The following is a 21709-nucleotide window of genomic DNA, read 5'->3' on the forward strand; positions in this document are numbered from 1 at the left end:
AAAACTTTTTCACATGAGGGGGAAAATCTATGAGGAAGAAATTAGTCAAGGTTCTATCAACTTTAGTAATGTCGGCAGCAATTGTTTGTTCCGGCATTATACCATCCGCAGTAACAGGCGGCGCCGATGCAGTAAAGGCTGAGTCCAAAACTGTTTATGCATCAGATGTAGATGCTGATTATGCGCAAACAAATGGATGCGGAGTACTTAACGGTGTTCTTAGTAACATTAAGCATGGAGAAAAAGCCCGCTTTAACAAGGTTAAGATCGGTGCTTCAGGAGAAAAGCTCCATAGCATAACCTTTAATTATGCAAAGCCATCCACTGATACTGTGACTGTCCAGATCAATCTTGACAGTGAAGATGGTATAATTCTGGGCTCCTGGCAGCTCAATGAGAAAACTGACAGCGTTACAGATTTTACTACACAGAAATTCACAACCTTCAATAAAAATGACATCAATGGAACGCATGACCTTTATCTTAAGTTTTCATGCACTAATACCATTGATGGAGACATAGTGCAGCTTAAGAGCTTTACTATTACTAGTGGTGATGGTGAGAATGAGGCAGAGCATGAGGCAATAAACAATGCTCACTGGGAAGACCAGTACATGAACAAGTCTAATAAGAAAAAGCCTCATTATTATCCTAATATCTACCTCAGAACTTCATATGTGGTTTTCAGTGATGAAAATGATGCATATAACGACAAGGTAATATTCGGAGATCCCTATGCAATTAAAAATTACAAATCTCCGGTAAGGACGGTCAGCGGTATAAGCTACAACTACAATACTAATACACTTACGCTTACCAACTGTAATTATCCTGACAACTTTATCCAGTGCAGGAATATGGGTTCTACCTTCAAGATTAAGCTTGTTGGCAAGAATACACTGAGAGCACTTGCTGTATCAGGTGCCAATTGGCCGACACCTCTTCACCTTACGGGAAGCGGATCCATTGTTCTTAATCCAAACAAGGCATATCACCTTGGCCCCGGTTTTAACCAGTCAGTTCTTTACCTTGATGGATGGCATAAGGAAAAGTTCATCATCGACAAGAAAACAAAAGTAACAGCTTACGGATATGGCAAAACTTCTCCGGTAATCCTAAGCTATGGTGAAGGCAGACCGGCACTTAAAAAGGCAGTAAAGATAACCCTTGGGAAAAACAAAAAGCTAAACGGCAAATTCGTTAATGGATCGAAGGACAGAATCAAGAACGAATATAAGTTTAACAAGAAGAAATTTGTAAAGAAATAAAATGCATATTTGATTACACGCAGGACCTGTGAAATCGCATAGGTCCTGCGGTATTTTTATCAAAAAACGCATAGTAACTTGTTCTTAAAAAGATGTACTGTATAATAAAACGTGGAAAATACAATAATAATTATTGGACAGGAGATATGATGAAAGTTAATGTTAAGAAATTAAGCGACACAGCAACCATGCCGACAAGGGGAAGCCTTGCAGCTGCCGGCTATGATCTTTACGCTAATGTAAGTGAGGAAACCAAAATCGCACCTCACACTACAGCTAAGATTGGAACAGGACTTGCCATGGAAATACCCGATGGCTACTTCGGCGGTATCTATGCACGAAGCGGCATCGCAACAAAGGAAGGACTTCGCCCTGCAAACTGCGTAGGAGTAGTTGACTCAGACTACCGCGGCGAGATTATCGTAGCAGTTCACAACGATTCAGATCTTGAGCGCGTTATCACACCTGCAGAACGAATCGCCCAGATCATCATCCAGCCCTACCTCTCAGTAGAATTTGAAGAGGCAGATACACTCGCAGAATCAGAGCGTGGCGCAGGCGGCTTTGGTTCCACCGGCAAGAACTAATTACATAATATAATCTGTTTTGAGTTTACATGCTGTTCCATTTAAACGGATATTTAATGTATAAATAATAGGTATAATCCTTTAATTACAATATTCTTAACGCTAATACGCTCATTTTGTGATAGAATATTATGAAGAATTGAATAGCTTTGGCGTCAAAATCGGGTCTCGGGTTCAATGAGATGAATATATGCAATACTTTGCGAGATTTGAACCATGAAGCTAAGACCAAGCAATCATGAGTGCCTTTGCACGAAATGATTGATGCTTTGGGCTTAGCGGAATGCCCGGTTCAACACGAGCAAATATTACATATATTTATCGGAGTGGAACCAGAGGCCCGATTTTGACTCACATCATAAATGCGGAGGGATTTTATGAATAGTAAGCTTTATAAACTTATGAATTGGCCGGAGATTGAGGAGATAATTTACTCGGATGGTGATGATCCTCATCGAATTCTTGGAGCACATAAAGTTGGATCCAGCCTTCTTATTCAGACCTTTTATCCTATGGCTGAAGAAATAGAAGTAGTACCTCTTAGCGGCACCAAGAAATACAAAATGGAACTTGCTGATGAAGCAGGCTTCTATGCAGTACTTGTTCCTTATAAAGAAAACTTCAAGTATAAATACCGCATAAAGCTTGAAAACGGTGATGTGAAGGAAATGTTTGATCCCTATAACTATGAGGGACGCATGGACCGTGAGGACTTCATCAAATTCAACAGTGGAATCCACTACACAATTCATGAAAAGTTTGGTTCTCATCCCATGGAAATTGATGGCGTTAAGGGAACAGCCTTTGCCGTATGGGCTCCTGACGCTGCAAGAGTTAGTGTAATAGGTGACTTTAACGACTGGGACGGAAGAGTAAACCAGATGCGCCGTGTTGATCACGATGGCATTTTTGAGATATTCATTCCCGGCGCACTTGCAGGTGACGGATACCAGTATGAGATTAAGACCAAGGGCGGAGTTTGCTTTAAAAGACCTGACCCCTATGGATACGCATTTAAGGATAAGAACAGCGAAACCACTAAGATCACAGAAATCGAAGATATCAAGTGGACAGATGATGCTTTCATAAAAAATCGCACCAAGTTTAACAGGGATTCAGATCCCCTTTCTATCTGCGAGCTTTCTCTCGATAGCTTTGCTTCAAGACATCAGAATCATATTCCTGATTTTGAGGAGCTTGCAAAGGAAATAGTTGAATATGTAAAGGATCATGGATTTAATACCATAGAGCTTAAGCCTGTCATGGATCATATTCCGGGACATCTCTTCCATATAACCGGATTTTTCTCAATTCAGACCAAGTATGGTGATCCTGCTGGATTTAAGAAATTTGTGAATATCATGCATGAAGCAGGAATCAGGGTAATAATGGACTTTGTGACCACATTTTTCCCGAAGCTCCAGTGCGGCCTTAATTCTTTTGATGGACAGGCTCTGTATGAATATGCTGATCCGAGAATGGGCGTTCATCCCAGGACCGGAGACCTGATCTTTGACTTTGGAAGAAAACAGGTAACTAATTTCCTGCTTGCAAATGCTATTTTCTGGGTTGATACATATCATCTTGATGGCCTTAGAGTAGCTGATATAGCTAAAATTCTTTACCTTGACTATGACAGAAAGCCCGGACAGTGGGTTCCAAATATGTATGGCGGAAATGAAAACCTTGAGGCTAAGGATTTCCTCTGCAACTTTAACTCTGTATTAAAGACAAAGTTCCCCGGACTCCTTACACTTACCAAGGAGACCTCATGCTGGCCGAGAGTAACTGGTGAGCTTGATGATGGCGGACTTGGCTTTGATTACAAGTGGAACAATGGCTGGACTAAGGACTTCATTGATTATATTCAAAATGATCCGCTCTTTAGATCAGGGAATCACAATGAGCTTACCTTCTCACTTGTTTACTGCTACACAGAGAGATTTGTGCTTGCGTTTACACACGAGGAGATAGGAAGAGGTCTTGAGGGACTTTATGATCTTATGCCCGGTGATTCTGCACAGAAGATGGCAGGTGTGCGTCTTGCAATATCCTACCTGATGGCTCATCCCGGTAAGAAGATGCTTTATATGGATCCTAATGAGCTTAGCATAGACAATGCTGTTTTCCTTGAGAACATGATTCATTCCTTGAATGAAATTTATTATAAGAGCCCTGCACTGTATCAGATCGATACCAATGACAGCGGCTTTGAGTGGATCAATAGCATGGCTGCTGAGGAGTGCATGATGTCCTTCATGAGAAAGGGCGAGTCAGACAACGATATGCTTATTGTTGTTGTTAATATGGCAGGCGTAGACAGAACCTTTGAGGTAGGTGTTCCTGCAGATGGTAAGTACTATGAGATATTCAACTCAGATGATACCTGCTATGGTGGAAGTGGAATCGTTAATCCCGGAAGAATTGAAGCCGGCTTTGGCGAAGTTGACGGAAGACCTTATTCAATACCTGTTAAGCTTGCATCCTCATCCCTTGCTATTTTCTCATATACTGCTTATACAACGCAGGAGAAGAAGATCAGAAAGATCCGCGAAGAGGAAGCAAACAACAAGATGCAGGAGCGCGAGAAGACCTTAAGAGAGCTTAAGAATCGCCAGGAGAAGGAAGAGGTTGAGCTTCTTAAAGAGCTTCATGAGCGCTATGAAAAAGAGCTTGCCGCTCAGGAGGAGGCTATTGAAAAGAAATACGAGCAGATTGAGGAAGAGCGTATTTCAAGCATAGTTTCAGAGGCTGCGCTTAAGTCTATTTCAGGCAAAAAGAAGACACAGACAGCTAAGAAGACTACAGCTAAAAAGCCTGCTGCAAAGAAAACTGCCACAAAGAAGGCAGCTACAAAAAAGACTACAAATAGTAAAACGGATAAGAAGGAAGATAAGAAATAATGAACTACAGATTACCTCTATTACTTGCAACTGCTACTGCTGAAAATGCTATTGAAACGATAGCTGAGGTAACAGGAAACGAAAACTTAAAACCGGGAGTTATTGAGAAATACGTAAGAGAACTCCCGGATAAGGCTTTCGCCCTATTGGTGAAGGCTGTACTTTTAATCGTGACTTTGGTGATAATGTGGCAGGTTATAAGAATCGTGACAAGCATTATCGATAAGTCCTTAAAGAAAACAAAGGTAGAAGATGCCACAGCAAAATTCATAGTAAAGTTTATTAAGGTTTCGATGGAAATATTCCTGATATTTTCTCTCGCAGCCGGCTTTGGAATTGATACTGCAGGTATCGTAGCACTACTTGGATCTGCCGGTGTAGCTATTGGTCTCGCAATCCAGGGAACCCTTTCGAATTTTGCCGGAGGAATACTTATCCTTTTGGCAAAGCCCTTCAAGGTCGGTGACTACATAATAGTAGGAGGACTTGGAATTGAAGGATCTGTTACAGAGATTTCTCTAATAAATACCAGGATGCTCACTGCCGATTACAGAAAGGTTGTTGTACCAAACGGTAGCCTTGCTTCCGCAACTATTACCAATAACAATGGAAACACCATGAGAATTCTTGATACCATGGTTGGTATTTCTTACTCTGCCGATATCGATAAGGCAAGGGAAGTTGCAATTAAAGTAATGGATGCAAATGAGTACATATCTGATAAGTTTGAAAAGTCGGTTTATGTAGATGAGCTTGCTGACAGCAGTGTTAACCTGAGGATAAGAGGATGGGTTAAGCCCACCGATTATGTAAAGGCAAGGTGGTCAATGAACGAAGCCGTTAAAAAGGCGTTCGACAAAGAAGGTGTTGAGATACCATTCCCACAGCTCGATGTTCACATGAGAGAAGCTCAGTAAATTGACTAAAAAATGATTACAAAAAAGAAAAGGAGCTTGCTTATATAGCAGGCTCCTTTTTGGAAGAGCTGGAAAAGGGACTTGAACCCTCGACCTACTGATTACGAATCAGTTGCGCTACCGACTGCGCTATTCCAGCAAAATATTAGTCACAAAGGAAATTATACATATTCAATGATAAATTTACAAGATTAAATTCGCTCTTTTTACTTTGACTAAAGATATTATAAATAATTCTTGTTTTCACTTTATTACTGTGATATGGTAAAAAATAAATTGTTGAATGAATGCATAAGGAGAACAATATGGCTCAGTTGTGGGGTGGAAGATTTGAAGGAGAAATAAATGAGCTTGCATGGAAATTCAATGCTTCCATTTATTTCGATAAACGCCTGATAAAGCAGGACGTACAGGGAAGTAAAGCTCATGTTACAATGCTTGCCAAGCAGGGCATCATTTCAGAAGAGGAAGCTGATTCAATAAGAAACGGCCTTGATGAAATTCTTAAGGATGTTCAGGAAGGTAAGCTTGAGATAACAGATAAATATGAAGATATTCATAGCTTTCTTGAAGCAAATCTAATTGACAGAATAGGTGATGCCGGTAAGAAGATGCATACCGGAAGATCAAGAAATGACCAGGTGGCTCTTGATATGAGACTTTATATCAGAGAGGAAGTTAAGAGCACAGCGGAAGCGCTCTACGATATTCTTGATACCTTGAATAAGATCATGAAGGATAATCTTCATACTTATATGCCCGGCTTTACACATCTTCAGAAGGCACAGCCGGTGACACTTGCTCATCATCTCGGAGCATATTTTGAAATGTTTTATAGAGATGCACATCGACTTATGGATGTCTTTACCAGATTGAATTTTTGCCCGCTTGGAAGTGGAGCTCTCGCAGGAACAACATATCCTCTTGATAGAGAATACACCGCTGAGCTTTTAAACTTTACAGGTCCTACTGCGAACAGTATGGATTCAGTATCTGACAGAGATTATCTCATCGAATTTTTATCATCATTATCAATTATTATGATGCACCTTTCCAGATTTTCTGAAGAGGTTATTATCTGGAACTCTAACGAGTACAATTTTGTGACAATAGATGATGCCTACTCAACCGGTAGTAGTATCATGCCTCAGAAAAAGAATCCTGATATTGCAGAGCTTGTAAGAGGTAAGACCGGACGAGTTTATGGAGCGCTTAATTCTCTTCTGGTGACAATGAAGGGAATTCCGCTTGCATATGATAAGGATATGCAGGAGGATAAGGAAGTCAGCTTTGATGCCATCGATACAGTTAAGAGCTGCCTTGTTCTTTTCACGGATATGCTAAGAACCATGAAGTTCAATAAAGAGCAGATGGAAAAGAGCGCAATAAGAGGCTTTACCGATGCCACTGACGCGGCAGATTATCTTGTTAATAAGGGTGTACCATTTAGGGATGCTCATGGTATTATAGGAAGAATAGTTTTACATTGCCTTGAAAAGGAATGTGGAATTTCTGATCTTTCAATTGAAGAGCTCAAGGAATTTGCCCCGCAGTTCGAAGAGGATATATATGATGCAATAAGTCTTAAGACCTGTGTTGAGAAGAGACTTACTGTCGGAGCACCCGGACCTAAAGCTATGGAGAAGGCTGTTGCCAGAAATGAAAAGAGATTGAATGCTTACTGGACAGGTATGGATAGCTTTAAGACCGAATAATCATATTTTTGTTATGTAATAATTTTTATATAAAGTTAAAGAGGAGATTGAAAAAATGAGCGAGAAGTTAAGAGTAGCAGTTCTTGGTGCAACAGGTATGGTTGGTCAGAGATTTATCACAATTCTTGATAACCACCCCTGGTTTGAGGTAGCTGTTGTAGCAGCTAGTCCCAGAAGCGCAGGCAAAACCTATGAGGAATCCGTAGGTGACAGATGGAAGATGGAAGTTCCCATGCCTGAAGCTGTAAAGAAGCTTGTTATCAAGGACGTAACTAATGTAGAAGAGGTTGTTAAGGACGTTGATTTTGTTCTTTCAGCTGTAAATATGTCTAAGGATGAGATTAAGGCAATTGAGGAAGAGTACGCTAAGACTGAGACTCCTGTTGTTTCTAATAACAGTGCTCACAGATGGACTCCTGATGTTCCTATGATTATTCCGGAAGTAAACCCTGAGCATGCAGATGTTATTGAATTCCAGAAGAAGAGACTTGGTACAACCAAGGGCTTTATCGCTGTTAAGCCTAACTGCTCAATCCAGAGCTATGCTCCGGCTCTTTCAGCCTGGAAGGAATTTGATCCCTATGAAGTAGTAGCTACAACTTATCAGGCTATCTCAGGCGCCGGCAAAAACTTTAAAGAATGGCCCGAAATGGAAGGAAATATCATTCCATTCATCTCCGGTGAGGAAGAAAAGAGTGAAAAAGAGCCTTTAAGAATTTGGGGAAAGATTGAAAATGGCGTGATTGTTCCTGCTTCAAGCCCGATTATTACATGTCAGTGTATAAGAGTTCCAGTTTTGTATGGACATACGGCCGCAGCTTTTGTAAAATTTAAGAAGAAAGCTACAAAAGAAGAACTTATTAATTGTCTTGTGAATTTTAAAGGCAAGCCTCAGGAGCTTGGTCTCCCCAGTGCACCTAAGCAGTTTATTCAGTATCTCGAGGAGGATAACCGCCCTCAGATAGCTCTTGATGTTAACTACGAAGGAGGTATGGGAGTAAGCATCGGAAGACTTCGTGAGGATACAGTATATGACTGGAAGTTCGTTGGGCTTTCACACAATACTTTAAGAGGAGCTGCAGGTGGTGCTGTAGAATGCGCTGAACTCCTTAAGGCACTTGGATATATCAACAAGAAGTAACGTTACTTAATAATCATTTATCTAAGATAAGGAAAATTGTATGGAAAAAACAAAGAGTCAGGAATTGGAAGTGCTTAATGGTTATTACAACAGTGGGGCCAATCAGATTGTTATTGTTTATGGCCATGTAAGTACCGGAAGTCAAACTGTAATCAGCGAATTTAATAAGGGCAAACAAATTATATTCTATTCTGCATGCTCTGCTTCTGAGAGATTGCAACAGAATCTTATTGCAGATCATATCAGGAAAAGAGGCTACGAGATTTCAGAGTATCCTACATACAAAGAAATCTTTGAATCTGTTGAGCAGATGTCCAAGGATAGTGGTAAGCCTCTTGTGCTTATGATCGATCGTTTTGAGAATATAATAAAGTCTTCTCCCGATTTTATTCGTGATATCAGTCCTATTGTATATAGAGAAGGACATCCTCAGATCATGATTGTTCTTCTTGGCTTAAATGCCGCATGGATTGAAAATACCATGGTTGAGAAGATCGGCTCGCAGGCTTCTAACATTTCCGGTTTCCTTAAGATCAAGCCTTATTCATTCCAGGAAATGAAGGTGAGAATGCCTAATATGTCGAATAGGGATATCATCTCCACATATGCTATCTTTGGTGGTAAAGGTCAGCTTTGGGAATATTTTGACCAAAACAAGAGCTTTAAACAGAATGTGTGTGAAAAATTCCTTGATTCTAATAATAGCGTACTACTTCGTGCAACAATAAATCAGCTTGAGGAGAATCTTCGTGAAACGGCTGTTTATAACACGATTCTGTATGGACTTGCTAATGGCAAGAATAAGCTTAATGATATCCATCATGCTACCGGATTTTCCAGAGCTAAGATAATGGTTTATTTAAAGAGCCTTATCGAGCTTGGAATGGTAGAGAAGGTTTACTCATTTGCAACAACGGGACATGAGAATGTGCAGAAGGGTGTTTATAGAATCTGCGATCCGCTTCCGCATTTCTTTTATAGATTCTTTTATGCGAATCTTACAGAAATAATATCAATGAATGCAGATGATTATTATGAGAAATTTGTTGCACCTTCACTTTCTGAATTTGTTGAGACTGCCTATAAGCTTATCTGCAGAGAATATGTTATGAAGCTTTCAGAGTATCGTAAGCTCCCCTTCTTAATAGAGGACGAGGGTGAGTGGGTTGGTAAAATAGACTCACTGGATATTGTTGCTCAGAGCGAATCCGGAGATACTCTTGTCGGAGTCTGCAAATGGGATTCCGTGATGGATGCATCTTCGATAGATGCTGTGAGAAGCTGCTGCAAGAGAGCAAGAATTAATCCTGATTATTATTATCTGTTCTCAGCAGTAGGCTTTGATGAAGGCCTGATAAAGCTTGCAAATGAAGAGGCTTCCATCAGACTTATTGGATTGGATGAAATGATGAATGACTAAAAGCGTTTTTATTGCCGAAAAGCCCAGTGTTGCCAGGGCTTTCGGCGCTGCACTAAAATATAATTTTTCTAATAAAGACGGATATATGGAATCCGAAGAGGCCATCGTCACTTGGTGTGTTGGACACCTGGTGACGATGAGTTATCCTGAGGTATATGATGAGAAGATGGCCAAATGGTCACTTAACACAATTCCATTTATTCCGTCTCAATTTAAGTACGAAATTATTCCGCAAAGTTCAAAGCAGTTCAATATCGTCAAGGGACTGCTGAACAGAGAAGATGTGGATACAATATATATATGTACCGACTCGGGACGTGAAGGTGAATATATTTACAGACTCGTTGATCAGGAAGCTCATGTTACAGGGAAGGCCAAGAAACGAGTCTGGATTGATTCACAGACAGAAGAAGAAATACTTCGTGGTATCCGCGAAGCCAAGGATGACAGCGAGTACGACAATATAGGAGCGGCTGCTTATCTGAGAGCTAAAGAAGATTACCTTATGGGTATCAATTTTTCAAGAGCACTCACTCTTAGGTATGGATACTCAATAAAGACATTTCTTGGACTGGATAAATGCGTTGTGGCCGTCGGCCGTGTTATGACCTGTGTTCTTGGAATAGTGGTAGACAGAGAAAGAGAAATCCGTAATTTTGTAAAGACACCTTTTTACAGAGTTATGGGTGATTTTTCTGTTAACGACAAAACTATTACGGCTGAGTGGCGTGTAACTGAAAAGAGCAAATATAACGGTTCCTTTGAGCTCTATAGCGAAAAAGGATTTAAGGAAGAAAAGTCGGCAAAGGCACTGATCGATTCCTTTGGACAGCTACCTGCTGTGGGCGAGCTTGTAAACCTTGAAAAAAAGAAGGAAACAAAGAATCCTCCGCTTTTATACAACCTTGCCGAGCTTCAAAATGATTGTTCGAAGTTCTTCAAGATTGATCCTAATCAGACACTTGCTATAGCGCAGGAGCTTTACGAGAAAAAGCTTACAACATATCCCAGAACGGATGCCAGAGTTTTGAGTACGGCGATTTCCAAGGAAATCGATAAGAATATTAGAGGGCTTACTTCATACGAGCCTGCTGCGATTTTTGCTAAATCAATATTGCAGCATGAATCCTATAAAGGAATTGCAAAGACAAGATATGTTAATGATAAGGCTATCACAGACCACTATGCTATTATCCCCACAGGACAGGGCTTATCTTCATTGAACTCACTTAGCCCGACAGCAGCTAAGGTTTATGAGATAATAGTAAGAAGATTCCTGGCTGTATTTTATCCTGCCGCACAGTATTCCAAGATCAAGATGGAAATAGCTGTGAATTCGCCGGCTAATCAGTCTGTTGAGAGCTTTTTTGCAGGCTTTAAGCTTCTTGCGTCAAAAGGATATCTTCATGTAATGGACTATTCTTTCTTCAAAAAGAAGGAAGAGAAGGAGCCTGATGAGAAGAATGATAATGATGCAGAGGATGCCGCAGCTGATGAAGGCTTGTTTGAGGTATTGTCAAAGCTAAAGAAGGGCGATAAGCTTAATCTTATAAACGCGGCTATTAAGGAAGGTGAGACAACACCTCCCAAGAGATACAATTCAGGAACTCTCATCCTTACCATGGAAAACGCAGGACAGTTTATCGAGGATGAAGAATTAAGATCCCAGATCAAGGGCTCGGGAATCGGCACAAGTGCAACCCGTGCAGGAATACTTGATAAGCTTGTTAAAAACAAATATCTTGAGCTCAACAAGAAGACACAGATAATCACACCCACACAAATGGGTGAAATGATCTATGATACTGTTTTTGTATCAATGAAGCCTATGCTTAATCCCTCGCTTACGGCAAGTTGGGAGAAGGGACTTACCCAGGTTGAGCAGGGCGAAATATCCGAAGACGAATACATGAAAAAGCTTTCGGATTTCATCACAAGACGCACCAACTACGTCAAAGAAAACGATATGAGATCCCATATGCAGAGATTTTATGCAGCTTCCGCGCAGTATTACAAAAAAGCCCCTGCGAAGGTGAGAAAAACTTCGGATAACAAGAAGTCAATAAAAAAGCAGGGTACAGCTAAATAAAAGCAGCTTCTACAAGAAAGTTGCAACCATATATAAGCCTTCTCTCTCCGGGAGGCGCACGACGTCCGGGGGACGTCGGCTTTGCGCGGACCGAAGCGGAGCGAAGACGGTGTCAACGAAGCTGACGGATGAGGGTTAGAAAGGAACCAAAATGCAAGAATACACAATAGAAAACTTATACGATTTAAACGAAACCATCGCTGCCGACATCTTCAAGGGCGTAACTTACCCTTGGGAAGTGCTCCCTAAGATAAAGGAGTTCATCTTAGAGCTTGGAAAAACTCTGCCCGAAGACAAATTCGAGAAGGTGGGCGATGATATCTGGATCGCAAAGAGTGTAAAATTCTTATCAAGACAGAATAACTACATCGCAGGTCCCTGCATTATTGACGAGGATGCAGAGATTCGCCCCGGCGCATTCATCAGAGGAAGCGTTATCGTAGGAAAGGGCGCTGTTGTAGGTAATTCCACAGAACTTAAGAATGTCATTCTCTTTAACAAGGTTCAGGTGCCTCATTACAATTATGTGGGTGATTCTATCCTTGGCTTTAAATCTCACATGGGAGCAGGCTCTATTACTTCAAATGTGAAATCCGATAAGAAGCTTGTTGTTGTAAAGAACGGCAAGGATGATCAGGTAGAGACCGGTCTTAAAAAGATGGGTGCCATGCTCGGGGACAACGTAGAAGTAGGCTGTGGCAGCATCTTAAACCCGGGCACAGTGATCGGAAGAGAGAGCAATATTTATCCGCTTTCTTCTGTAAGAGGCTGCGTTCCCGCTAAGCATATATTCAAGGATAACGACAACGTAGTTCCGAAAACTGAGTAAAATGCGGGTTCTTTGCAAAGATATTTTTGTAACAATAATTGACTACAAACCGTTAACGGTATTATAATCAAGAAAGTTTATTTAATATTTTTGCGAGGAGGGAATGAAAATGGCACAGATTAAGACTAAGATTGAGCTTCAGTATGCTGACAAAAGTATCTCTTCTGAGGATCTCATTGAGAGAGCAAAAGCAGCTTATGAGGCTGAATACGGAGTAAAGGGTGCAAAGAATCTTGAGCTTTACGTTAAGCCTGAAGAGAATAAGGCATATTACGTAGTTAATAACAAGATGACAGGCAGCATCGATCTTTAATATTTATTAAAACCTATAGGGCCTCAGGCACATGCCTGAGGCCTTTAAAATGTGTGGGTGGCTAGGAACGGTTTTGCAATATACCTTTCCTAGCCACTCCTCCTACATTGAAATTAATCTATGCAGGTAGAGAGTGATAGGTTTTAGAAGTGATTTGTCGTGAGGAAGATTTAGATTATGAATTTTGAATTATCATATGAGAAGGATTTTGGAAAGTTAAAAGAGTGTAAGTTATTTCTCTTGGATATGGATGGGACGCTTTACCTTGGAGATGAGGTGTTTGATGGAGCGGTGGATTTTATCAACACGTTATCTGAGCTTGGTAAGAGATATATTTATCTGACTAATAATTCTTCAAGGTCCGGGATGGATTATGTTGAGAGGTTGAGGCGTCTTGGTTTTTCCTGTGAGAAGGAGAATGTTTATACTTCGGGGATGGCGACAGCTGAGTATCTTAAGAAGAATTATGGCGAGAGATATATTTATGTGGTTGGGACTAAGACCTTCTACAATGAGCTGAAAATTGCCGGATTGAAGGTGTTTAATGCCGGTGATTATGACGGGGCAGAAGTTGCAGGTATCGATAATACAGATATGCTTGATGAAGCTGAAAATCTTCCTGTAGTTTGTGTCGGTTTTGATACAGAGCTTGTCTACAGGGATCTTGATCTGGCGGTTCATTTTCTTAGAAAGGATTCTCCTTTTATTGCTGCTAATCCTGACTGGGTATGCCCTATGCCTGCAGGGGAGGTGCTTCCTGACTGCGGTAGCATTTGTGCGCTTCTGACTGCATCAACAGGGAAGGAGCCTGTTTATATTGGAAAGCCAAATAGGAATATGGTTGATATCATTTCATCCATGACCGGAATTCCGAATGAAAATATTTGCTGTGTTGGTGACAGAACTTACACTGATATAGCTGTCGCACAGAATGCAGGTGCGGCTTCAGTATGTGTTTTATCGGGAGAATGCGACGAAATAGAGATAGCTGAAATGGATAGACTTCCGGATTATACAATGTCAAATGTTGCGGAACTCGCAGAGATTTTAAAAGGTCTTTAAAGCAATAATTGCATTGTTAAAATTCTCTATGAGAAGTATAATAAAAAGAGTTATGTAGTAAATTTTTAACACTAATTGGGGCGGTAATTTTTATGGATATTGGAGGATTGTTAAATGAGCTGTTGTTAGAGGATAAAGTGCTTATACACTTTGACTTTATGAACGGCTTTTTTGATATTAATAAGTCAATTGTTGTGACATGGGGAGTAATCGCGGTTCTTGCAGTTTTCCTTCTTTGGCTAACCAGTAATATGAAGGTTCATGACATTAGTAACAAGCAGCTTGTTGCCGAGATGATAGTCGATGGACTAAGGGGTATAACCGGAGGAATGCTTGGCGAGGAAGCGGTCAGATACAGAGATTATATGGCGGTTGTTCTTGTATTTATCGGAGCATCGAACCTTGTTGGATTATTCGGACTAACTCCCGCGACAATGGATCTTAATGTGACGCTGGGACTTGCACTTATGAGTATTGTTCTGGTAGAGGTTGCCGGAATTAAGTTTAAGGGCTTTGGAAAATGGATGAAGTCTTTTGCACAGCCTATGTGGGTAGTTGCTCCTATGAATATCCTGGAGCTCGGAATCAGACCTCTGTCACTCTGTATGCGACTTTTTGGTAATGTTATTGGTGCTACAGTAATTATGGAACTCCTCAAAATGGCAGTTCCTGTAATTATACCGGCGGCATTTAGTGTTTACTTTGATATATTTGATGGTCTTATTCAGGCATACGTATTTGTATTCCTAACATCTTTGTATATCAAGGAAGCGGTCGAGTAATCACTATAAAATAAATTCTAGGAGGTAAACTTATGTTAGCACTTGGAGCTGCTATAGCAGCATTCACCGGAATTGGAGCAGGTATTGGTATCGGTATCGCGACAGCGAAGGCTGTTGACGCCGTAGCACGTCAGCCTGAGGCTGATGGTAAGATCATGAAGCTCCTGCTTCTTGGTTGTGCACTTGCTGAGGCAACTGCTATTTACGGTTTCGTTGTATCTATTATGATACTGTTTGCGTCCAAATGATATTTAGGGAGGAGTAATTGCAGTGTTAAATATCAGCATTATGAATGTAGTATGGACGGTGATCAATCTATTGATCCTCTATATTGTGTTCAAGTTATTTTTGTTTAAGAGAGTTGATGCAATCTTGCTTAAGAGGCGTGAAGAGATTGAACACACCAAGGCTGAGGCTCAAAGAAAAGAGAGAGAAGCCGAGGAGCTTAAAGAGAGTTATGCTAAAAAGCTTCAGGGCGCAGGCAAAGAGTGCGAAGATCTTGTCGCTCAATCCAAGAAGGATGGATATGACGAATATGATCGCATTATTAATGATGCCAAGGCTAAGGCTGAACAAATCATCATTGAGGCTAAGCACAATGCTCAGATAGAGGCTCAGAGGGAGAAGGATGCATATGTATCTGAACTCACTGACCTTGTTGTACATGCCGCTAATAAGATTGCAGTTTCAAAACATGACGAAGAGTCTGATAAAGAGCTCTACAATAAATTCATTTTTGAAGCTATTGAGAAAAGTGAATAAATAAAACTCGAGGAGTTATATTTATGATAAACGAAAACAAGGCAAAGCTTCGTTATTCGTCAGTTCCGCCCCTTGATCATCAGGCGGAGCAGATAAAGAAGGCTCTTGCAAAAAAGTTCAATAATCCGAATCTTGAACTTGAAATAGTACATGATCCTAAGGTTGGTGGCGGTTTCATTGTCAGCTACGGCAATTTCGAATATGACTGGAGTGATGAGGGACGTACCAGGCAGCTAAAGGAACTTATTGAGCTTACTAAAAAAAGACAGAATACCAGTGCAGAAAACCTTGTATCTATTATCAGAGACAGGGTTAATAACTTTGATCTTAAGGCAGAGGGTAAGGAAGTCGGAAGAACGATCTGGGTTGGTGACGGTATTGCCAACGTAGTAGGAATTGATCATGCTTTTTACGGTGAGATCGTTCGCTTTGAAGACGGAACCAAGGGTATGGTCCAGGATATCAGAGATGACCATATTGGTGTAATTCTCTTTGGCGGTGATGAAGGAATCAGACAGGGTAGCAGATGAGTCAGAACTTATAAACAGGCAGGTATCCCTGTTGGTGAATCCTTTGTAGGAAGAGTTATCGACGCACTTGGTAATCCCATTGACGGCGGAGATGAGATAAAAACTGATGTCTACAGACCCGTTGAGGAGCCTGCTCCCGGAATCGTTGAGAGACGTTCTGTTAACGAGCCTATGGAAACAGGAATCCTTTCCATTGATACCATGTTCCCTATAGGAAGAGGACAGCGTGAGCTCATCATCGGTGACAGACAGACTGGTAAGACTTCAATTGCAATGGATGCTATCTTAAACCAGAAGGGAAAAGATGTAATCTGCGTTTATGTTGCAATTGGACAGAAGGCTAGCACCATTGCCAAGCTTATTAATACACTTAGAGAATCAGGCGCTATGGAGTACACAATCATAGTTGCATCAACTGCAGCTGACAGTGCTCCTCTTCAGTACATCGCGCCTTATGCCGGAACAGCTATGGCTGAATATTTTATGCTTATGGGTAAGGATGTTCTTATCGTATATGATGACCTTTCCAAGCATGCAGTAGCATACAGAGCACTTTCTCTGTTGCTTGAGAGATCACCCGGAAGAGAAGCTTATCCCGGTGACGTATTTTATCTGCATTCAAGACTTCTTGAGAGATCCAGTAAGCTTTCAAGTGAGCTTGGTGGCGGATCGATCACTGCGCTTCCTATCATTGAAACTCAGGCAGGTGATGTTTCTGCTTATATTCCCACCAATGTTATTTCAATTACTGATGGACAGATTTTCCTTGAATCGGATCTGTTCTTTGAGGGTATGAGACCTGCGGTTAACGTAGGACTTTCTGTATCCCGTGTAGGTAGTGCGGCTCAGACCAAGGCTATGAAAAAGGCTGCGGGAAGTATTCGTATCGACCTTGCACAGTATAGAGAGATGGCTGTTTTCACACAGTTTGCATCTGACCTTGATGAAACCACCAAGGATCAGCTGCGTCATGGAAGTGTCCTTATGGAACTCCTTAAACAGCCACTTGGTAAGCCATATGCTATGCATGAACAGGTAATTCTTCTTGTATGCGCAAATGGCAAGAAGCTTGATTACGTTCCCGTTAATCAGGTTAGAGAATATAAAGATAATCTGCTTAAATTCTTTGCTGAGAATAAACAGGATATTATTGAAGACCTCACTAAAACTCAGGATCTTTCTGACAGCACCAAGAGAGCGATACTTGAAGCTGCTGATGAGTTTGAGAAAATCAATAACGAGAAATTAAAGGCAGAGCTCAAGAAGAAGAGAAAGACATTAAATCTTAATTAAGGTGATTTTCAGTGGCAAATATAAAAGAAATTCGCGATAGAATCGGAAGTATTCGCGACACAATGAAAATTACAAATGCGATGTATATGATATCCTCTAACAAGCTGAGGAAGGCCAGAAAGCTTCTTACAGACACAGAGCCTTATTTCTATGCGCTTCAGGCTATGATAGCCAGGGTATCAAGACATATACCTGATGACGTGGATGATATTTTCCTTAGAACTACGGATGATATCCCTTATATGGCCAGAGCTAAGGGATATCTGATCCTTACATCTGATAAGGGCCTTGCAGGCGCTTTCAATCATAACGTAGTAAGGGCGGCAGAGAAGCATATTCGAGAGAACAATCAGCTTGTGAATTATAAGCTTTATGTTGTCGGCGAATTCGGAAGACATTACTTTGCAAGTGTTGGACTTAATGCTGAGGAGAATTTCAGATATACTGCACAGAATCCCACACTCGACAGAGCCAGAGATATAACATCCATCATTCTAGAAGATTACGAGAATGGTAAAATAGACGAGGTTTATGTTGTTTATACATCCATGAAGAATTCCATTACAAGTGAAGTTAAGCTTGAAAAGATTCTTCCTCTGGATATTATCGAGAATGCGAGAAACCGCTACAGGATTATAGATGCTTACAATGAGGAATTCATTTTTGATCCCAGTCCCAAAGCGATTCTTGATAATATTGTTCCTAATTTCATAAATGGTTTTATTTACGGTGCTTTAGTTGAGACCTTCTGCTCTGAACAGAACTCGCGAATGATGGCCATGGATAATGCTAATAAGAATGCTACATCCATGATCGGTGAACTGACAAAGCAATACAACAGGCAGAGGCAGGCTGCGATAACCCAGGAAATAACAGAGGTTGCCAGTGGTGCAAAGGCATTAAAACGAGCTAAAGCAGCAAAACAGAGAAAACAATCTTCATGATAATAAGAGGACAAATTAGTGAGTAGTGAAGGAAAAATCCTGCAGGTTATGGGACCTGTAGTAGATGTATTATTTGAAAATGGTAATCTCCCCTATATCAGTGATGCTCTTAAGGTTAAGATCGGTGAGAAAAAGGGCGTCATGGAGGTTGCTCAGCACATTGGTGATAATGTGGTAAGATGCATCATGCTGACAGCCAGCGAGGGACTTGCAAAGGATATGCCTGTATATCAGACAGGCGGCTCAATAAGCGTACCTGTAGGTAATAAGAATCTCGGAAGACTTTTCAATGTTCTGGGAGATACCATCGACGGTGGCCCTAATCTTGATGGTGAGAAGCATTGGTCTATTCACAGAGAACCGCCAAAGCTTGAGGATATGAGTCCTGTTGCGGAGATACTTGAAACAGGTATAAAGGTAATCGATCTTCTTGCTCCCTATGCCAAGGGTGGTAAGATCGGTCTTTTCGGCGGTGCCGGTGTAGGTAAGACCGTGCTTATTCAGGAGCTTATTCAGAATATCGCAACGGAGCACGGCGGCTATTCAATTTTCACAGGTGTCGGAGAACGTTCCCGTGAGGGTAATGATCTTTGGACAGAGATGAAGGAATCCGGAGTTCTTGAGAAAACCGCTCTTGTTTTCGGACAGATGAACGAGCCTCCGGGAGCACGTATGCGTGTCGCTGAAACAGGTCTTACTATGGCTGAATATTTCAGAGACAGAGAGAGACAGGACGTACTTCTTTTCATTGATAATATTTTCAGATTTGTACAGGCAGGTTCTGAGGTTTCATCACTTTTGGGACGTATGCCTTCAGCGGTTGGATATCAGCCCACACTTGCAACTGATCTCGGTCAGCTTCAGGAGCGAATTGCTTCAACAAAGAGTGGTTCTGTAACATCAGTACAGGCTGTTTATGTGCCTGCCGATGACCTTACCGATCCCGCTCCCGCAACAACCTTCGCTCACCTTGATGCTACAACCGTTCTTTCACGTAAAATTGTAGAACAGGGTATTTATCCTGCTGTTGATCCTCTTGAATCAAGCAGCCGTATCCTTGAGGAGGATGTAGTAGGAAAAGAGCACTATAGAGTTGCTACCAAGGTTCAGGAGATGCTGCAGAAATATAAAGAGCTGCAGGATATCATTGCAATTCTTGGTATGGATGAGCTTGGAGAAGAGGATAAGCTTACGGTTTATCGTGCCCGTAAGATCCAAAGATTCCTTTCACAGCCCTTCCACGTAGCTGAGAACTTTACAGGTGTAAAGGGCGTTTATGTACCTCTTAAGGAGACAATTAAGGGATTCAGAATGATCATTGACGGTAAGATGGATGATTATCCTGAGGCAGCATTCTTTAATGTTGGTACTATTGAAGAGGTTAAGGAAAAGGCTAAAAAGCTTGAAGCAAAAGAGGCATAACAGGCCGGAGGGTTAATTAGATTTGAGTGCTGATAGAAAGACCTTTCGTTTACAGGTCATGTCAATAAACGGAGTGTTCTACGATGACAGGGCATCAGAGATAATCCTGCCCTGCATTGATGGACAATATGCTATTCTTGCGGACCATGAGGAATTGGTTCTTGCGATATATAATGGCAAGATGATAATAAGAGATTCTATTGGTGACAAGATAGAGGCAGTTGTCGGTGTCGGTTCCGCACAGATAGCAAATAACAGAGTTATAGTGCTTGTTGACACTGCTGAGAAGCCGGAAGACATTGATAGAAGAAGAGCTCAGAGAGCGCTTGAAAGAGCCGAGGAAGAGATGAGACAGAACAATTCCATCAAGGAGTACTACCAGGCTCAGGCAGCAATGGCAAGAGCTCTTAGCAGACTTAAACATTCTGCGGACTATGGCATAGACTGAGGTGAATAATTTGACAAATATAAAAAGCGAAACCGCTCATAATTACACATTTGATGCAATAAAGGCTGTTTCATGTTTATTCATCATTTTAATACACTGCAAATTCCCCGGTAAACTCGGGGATTTATGTGAAGCATTGGCTCGTTTTGGCGTGCCAATGTTTTTTGCTATTGCGGGATATTATCTTGTAAAAACGGGAGAGGATTCAGTTCCCGAAATACGAGCTAACATGGTAAGGAAGCTTAAAAAGACATTGGTAATAACATTAAGCGTATGGCTTGCCTATACGGTTTATTCATTTATATATGCAATGACTGTAAATTATGGAGTAAAGGCATGGTTTACGGAAAAATTCAATTTGTTTGAGTTTTCAAGGCTGATACTTTTTAATTCGGGCAAGTTCATATATGACTTCACCTATGCCTTTGATCATCTTTGGTATCTGTTTGCTCTTGTTTATGTCTATGGGCTTGTGTTTATTTTTGCGCCACTCCTTAAAAAAGGAGCCAAGCCGATTTCAATAATATTATTCGCGTTTTTATTCTTTGGAAATTTTCTTAAGCTTTATTATCCCATAAGACCCTTTGGTATTAACATCTCAGTCTGGTATGTGATGAGAAACTGGCTGTTTGTCGGTGTTCCATATACTCTTTTGGGCTATTGGATAAAAGAGGACAAGGCTGCGCTTCTTATTCAGAAGCCGCCGACTATGGGAATGCTTTTATTGATTACAGGCTTGTTTTCAACCTTTGCTGAATATAGGCATTTTGGAACATTGGAGATATATTTTGGCTCGCACCTTATTGTAATAGGACTGTTATTGTTTGGTAATGCTGCGGATATAAATCCTAATTACCTGCGAAGGTTCTTTAAGGCTGATAGCGATTTAAAACAGGATGTGATGATAAATAAGATACTTTCCTGCCTATCATTTACAGGAGATAAGCTTTCATCCAATATTTATTATTTTCATGTAATGCTGATCTCGCTGTTTGGATGGTTTGTAGACAGGATAAATCCGGGTGCATATGGAAGTGTTTTATTTATGACAATACGACCTTTGATCATAATAACCATTACAATATTAATCTCTTTTCTTTTTTATAAGGTTAAATTAATCACTTTTAAAAACGGAGATAATCTGAGAAAATAACATCTATGTGCGCCGGCACACAGTTTTTATGCGGAGAAAAGAGTGAAAAATAAGTAGCGGATGAAACCGACTTAAATTAGAGGGACGAGATTTCCCGTCTCTCTGACAGGTTGATCATATAGGAAATCATT

General features: G+C 40.9%; 18 protein-coding genes, 1 tRNA gene and 1 pseudogene. 19 read left to right on the forward strand and 1 reads right to left on the reverse strand.

Translation table 11 applies throughout. The features are described 5' to 3' along the window. Window positions 1–29 precede the first annotated feature (29 nt). From G586_RS0105710 to G586_RS0105725, 4 genes are all read left to right on the forward strand, one after another. A complete protein-coding gene (locus G586_RS0105710; protein WP_026526967.1) occupies window positions 30–1268 on the forward strand; it encodes a carbohydrate-binding protein in 1239 nt (412 codons plus the stop codon). A gap of 149 nt (window positions 1269–1417) precedes the next feature. Beyond that, window positions 1418–1855, forward strand: coding sequence for a dUTP diphosphatase (gene dut / locus G586_RS0105715; protein WP_026526968.1), 438 nt, complete (start codon window positions 1418–1420; stop codon window positions 1853–1855). A gap of 377 nt (window positions 1856–2232) precedes the next feature. Continuing rightward, a complete protein-coding gene (glgB, locus tag G586_RS21895) occupies window positions 2233–4758 on the forward strand; it encodes a 1,4-alpha-glucan branching protein GlgB (protein WP_035772580.1) in 2526 nt (841 codons plus the stop codon). Then, window positions 4758–5675: a mechanosensitive ion channel family protein gene (locus G586_RS0105725; RefSeq protein ID WP_035772582.1), complete on the forward strand. Its 918-nt coding sequence runs from the start codon at window positions 4758–4760 to the stop codon at window positions 5673–5675. Before glgB ends, G586_RS0105725 begins: the two co-directional genes overlap by 1 nt. A gap of 66 nt (window positions 5676–5741) precedes the next feature. On the opposite strand, the gene G586_RS0105730 is transcribed toward G586_RS0105725, so the two are convergent. Then, window positions 5742–5814: transfer RNA gene (locus G586_RS0105730), tRNA-Thr, on the reverse strand. Window positions 5815–5980: 166 nt separating this feature from the next. Between G586_RS0105730 and argH the strand changes: the two genes are divergently transcribed. The 15 genes and pseudogenes from argH to G586_RS0105805 all read left to right on the forward strand — a co-directional run bounded on the left by argH (window position 5981) and on the right by G586_RS0105805 (window position 21578). Continuing rightward, window positions 5981–7390 carry an argininosuccinate lyase gene (gene argH / locus G586_RS0105735; RefSeq protein WP_026526970.1) on the forward strand — a complete coding sequence of 470 codons (1410 nt, stop codon included), beginning with the start codon at window positions 5981–5983 and terminating at the stop codon, window positions 7388–7390. Window positions 7391–7445: 55 nt separating this feature from the next. Beyond that, window positions 7446–8531: an aspartate-semialdehyde dehydrogenase gene (gene asd, locus G586_RS0105740; protein WP_026526971.1), complete on the forward strand. Its 1086-nt coding sequence runs from the start codon at window positions 7446–7448 to the stop codon at window positions 8529–8531. A gap of 40 nt (window positions 8532–8571) precedes the next feature. Beyond that, entirely contained in the window at window positions 8572–9951 is a 1380-nt protein-coding gene (locus G586_RS0105745) for an ATP-binding protein (RefSeq protein WP_026526972.1), read from the forward strand. After that, window positions 9944–12040, forward strand: coding sequence for a DNA topoisomerase (locus G586_RS0105750; protein WP_026526973.1), 2097 nt, complete (start codon window positions 9944–9946; stop codon window positions 12038–12040). Before G586_RS0105745 ends, G586_RS0105750 begins: the two co-directional genes overlap by 8 nt. 151 nt (window positions 12041–12191) lie before the next feature. Further along, complete coding sequence (locus G586_RS0105755) at window positions 12192–12869, forward strand: UDP-N-acetylglucosamine pyrophosphorylase (RefSeq protein ID WP_026526974.1); 678 nt, start codon at window positions 12192–12194, stop codon at window positions 12867–12869. 109 nt (window positions 12870–12978) lie between these two features. Then, window positions 12979–13182, forward strand: coding sequence for a DUF6465 family protein (locus G586_RS21900; protein WP_049944826.1), 204 nt, complete (start codon window positions 12979–12981; stop codon window positions 13180–13182). A gap of 177 nt (window positions 13183–13359) precedes the next feature. Then, the gene (locus G586_RS0105765; protein ID WP_026526975.1) at window positions 13360–14244 is read left to right on the forward strand and encodes an HAD-IIA family hydrolase; all 885 of its coding nucleotides are present in this window, start codon (window positions 13360–13362) and stop codon (window positions 14242–14244) included. Between the two features lie 98 nt (window positions 14245–14342). Beyond that, window positions 14343–15026, forward strand: coding sequence for a F0F1 ATP synthase subunit A (locus G586_RS0105770; protein WP_442852454.1), 684 nt, complete (start codon window positions 14343–14345; stop codon window positions 15024–15026). A gap of 32 nt (window positions 15027–15058) precedes the next feature. Continuing rightward, window positions 15059–15274: an ATP synthase F0 subunit C gene (gene atpE / locus G586_RS0105775; RefSeq protein WP_035772587.1), complete on the forward strand. Its 216-nt coding sequence runs from the start codon at window positions 15059–15061 to the stop codon at window positions 15272–15274. Between the two features lie 40 nt (window positions 15275–15314). Next, the gene (locus G586_RS0105780) at window positions 15315–15788 is read left to right on the forward strand and encodes an ATP synthase F0 subunit B (protein ID WP_026526978.1); all 474 of its coding nucleotides are present in this window, start codon (window positions 15315–15317) and stop codon (window positions 15786–15788) included. Between the two features lie 23 nt (window positions 15789–15811). Further along, window positions 15812–17611, forward strand: a pseudogene (atpA, locus tag G586_RS21905) (F0F1 ATP synthase subunit alpha). 11 nt (window positions 17612–17622) lie between these two features. Beyond that, window positions 17623–18555: an ATP synthase F1 subunit gamma gene (gene atpG / locus G586_RS0105790; RefSeq protein WP_026526979.1), complete on the forward strand. Its 933-nt coding sequence runs from the start codon at window positions 17623–17625 to the stop codon at window positions 18553–18555. A gap of 18 nt (window positions 18556–18573) precedes the next feature. Further along, window positions 18574–19977 carry a F0F1 ATP synthase subunit beta gene (gene atpD / locus G586_RS0105795; protein ID WP_026526980.1) on the forward strand — a complete coding sequence of 468 codons (1404 nt, stop codon included), beginning with the start codon at window positions 18574–18576 and terminating at the stop codon, window positions 19975–19977. Window positions 19978–19999: 22 nt separating this feature from the next. After that, complete coding sequence (gene atpC, locus G586_RS0105800) at window positions 20000–20425, forward strand: ATP synthase F1 subunit epsilon (RefSeq protein WP_026526981.1); 426 nt, start codon at window positions 20000–20002, stop codon at window positions 20423–20425. A gap of 1 nt (window position 20426) precedes the next feature. Then, window positions 20427–21578 (forward strand): acyltransferase family protein, encoded by a 1152-nt coding sequence (locus G586_RS0105805; RefSeq protein ID WP_081674227.1) that lies wholly within the window; start codon window positions 20427–20429, stop codon window positions 21576–21578. Window positions 21579–21709 lie beyond the last annotated feature (131 nt).

The sequence above is a fragment of the Butyrivibrio sp. VCD2006 genome (assembly GCF_000423925.1).
Lineage (GTDB): Bacteria > Bacillota > Clostridia > Lachnospirales > Lachnospiraceae > Butyrivibrio.

Coding starts and splice junctions, on each gene's coding strand:
- G586_RS0105725 (WP_035772582.1), top strand. CDS start 4,758: ATGAACTACAGATTACCTCTATTACTTGCAACTGCTACTGCTGAAAAT.
- G586_RS21900 (WP_049944826.1), top strand. CDS start 12,979: ATGGCACAGATTAAGACTAAGATTGAGCTTCAGTATGCTGACAAAAGT.
- argH (WP_026526970.1), top strand. CDS start 5,981: ATGGCTCAGTTGTGGGGTGGAAGATTTGAAGGAGAAATAAATGAGCTT.
- dut (WP_026526968.1), top strand. CDS start 1,418: ATGAAAGTTAATGTTAAGAAATTAAGCGACACAGCAACCATGCCGACA.
- G586_RS0105710 (WP_026526967.1), top strand. CDS start 30: ATGAGGAAGAAATTAGTCAAGGTTCTATCAACTTTAGTAATGTCGGCA.
- G586_RS0105745 (WP_026526972.1), top strand. CDS start 8,572: ATGGAAAAAACAAAGAGTCAGGAATTGGAAGTGCTTAATGGTTATTAC.
- G586_RS0105765 (WP_026526975.1), top strand. CDS start 13,360: ATGAATTTTGAATTATCATATGAGAAGGATTTTGGAAAGTTAAAAGAG.
- G586_RS0105750 (WP_026526973.1), top strand. CDS start 9,944: ATGACTAAAAGCGTTTTTATTGCCGAAAAGCCCAGTGTTGCCAGGGCT.
- atpE (WP_035772587.1), top strand. CDS start 15,059: ATGTTAGCACTTGGAGCTGCTATAGCAGCATTCACCGGAATTGGAGCA.
- G586_RS0105755 (WP_026526974.1), top strand. CDS start 12,192: ATGCAAGAATACACAATAGAAAACTTATACGATTTAAACGAAACCATC.
- glgB (WP_035772580.1), top strand. CDS start 2,233: ATGAATAGTAAGCTTTATAAACTTATGAATTGGCCGGAGATTGAGGAG.
- asd (WP_026526971.1), top strand. CDS start 7,446: ATGAGCGAGAAGTTAAGAGTAGCAGTTCTTGGTGCAACAGGTATGGTT.
- G586_RS0105780 (WP_026526978.1), top strand. CDS start 15,315: ATGAATGTAGTATGGACGGTGATCAATCTATTGATCCTCTATATTGTG.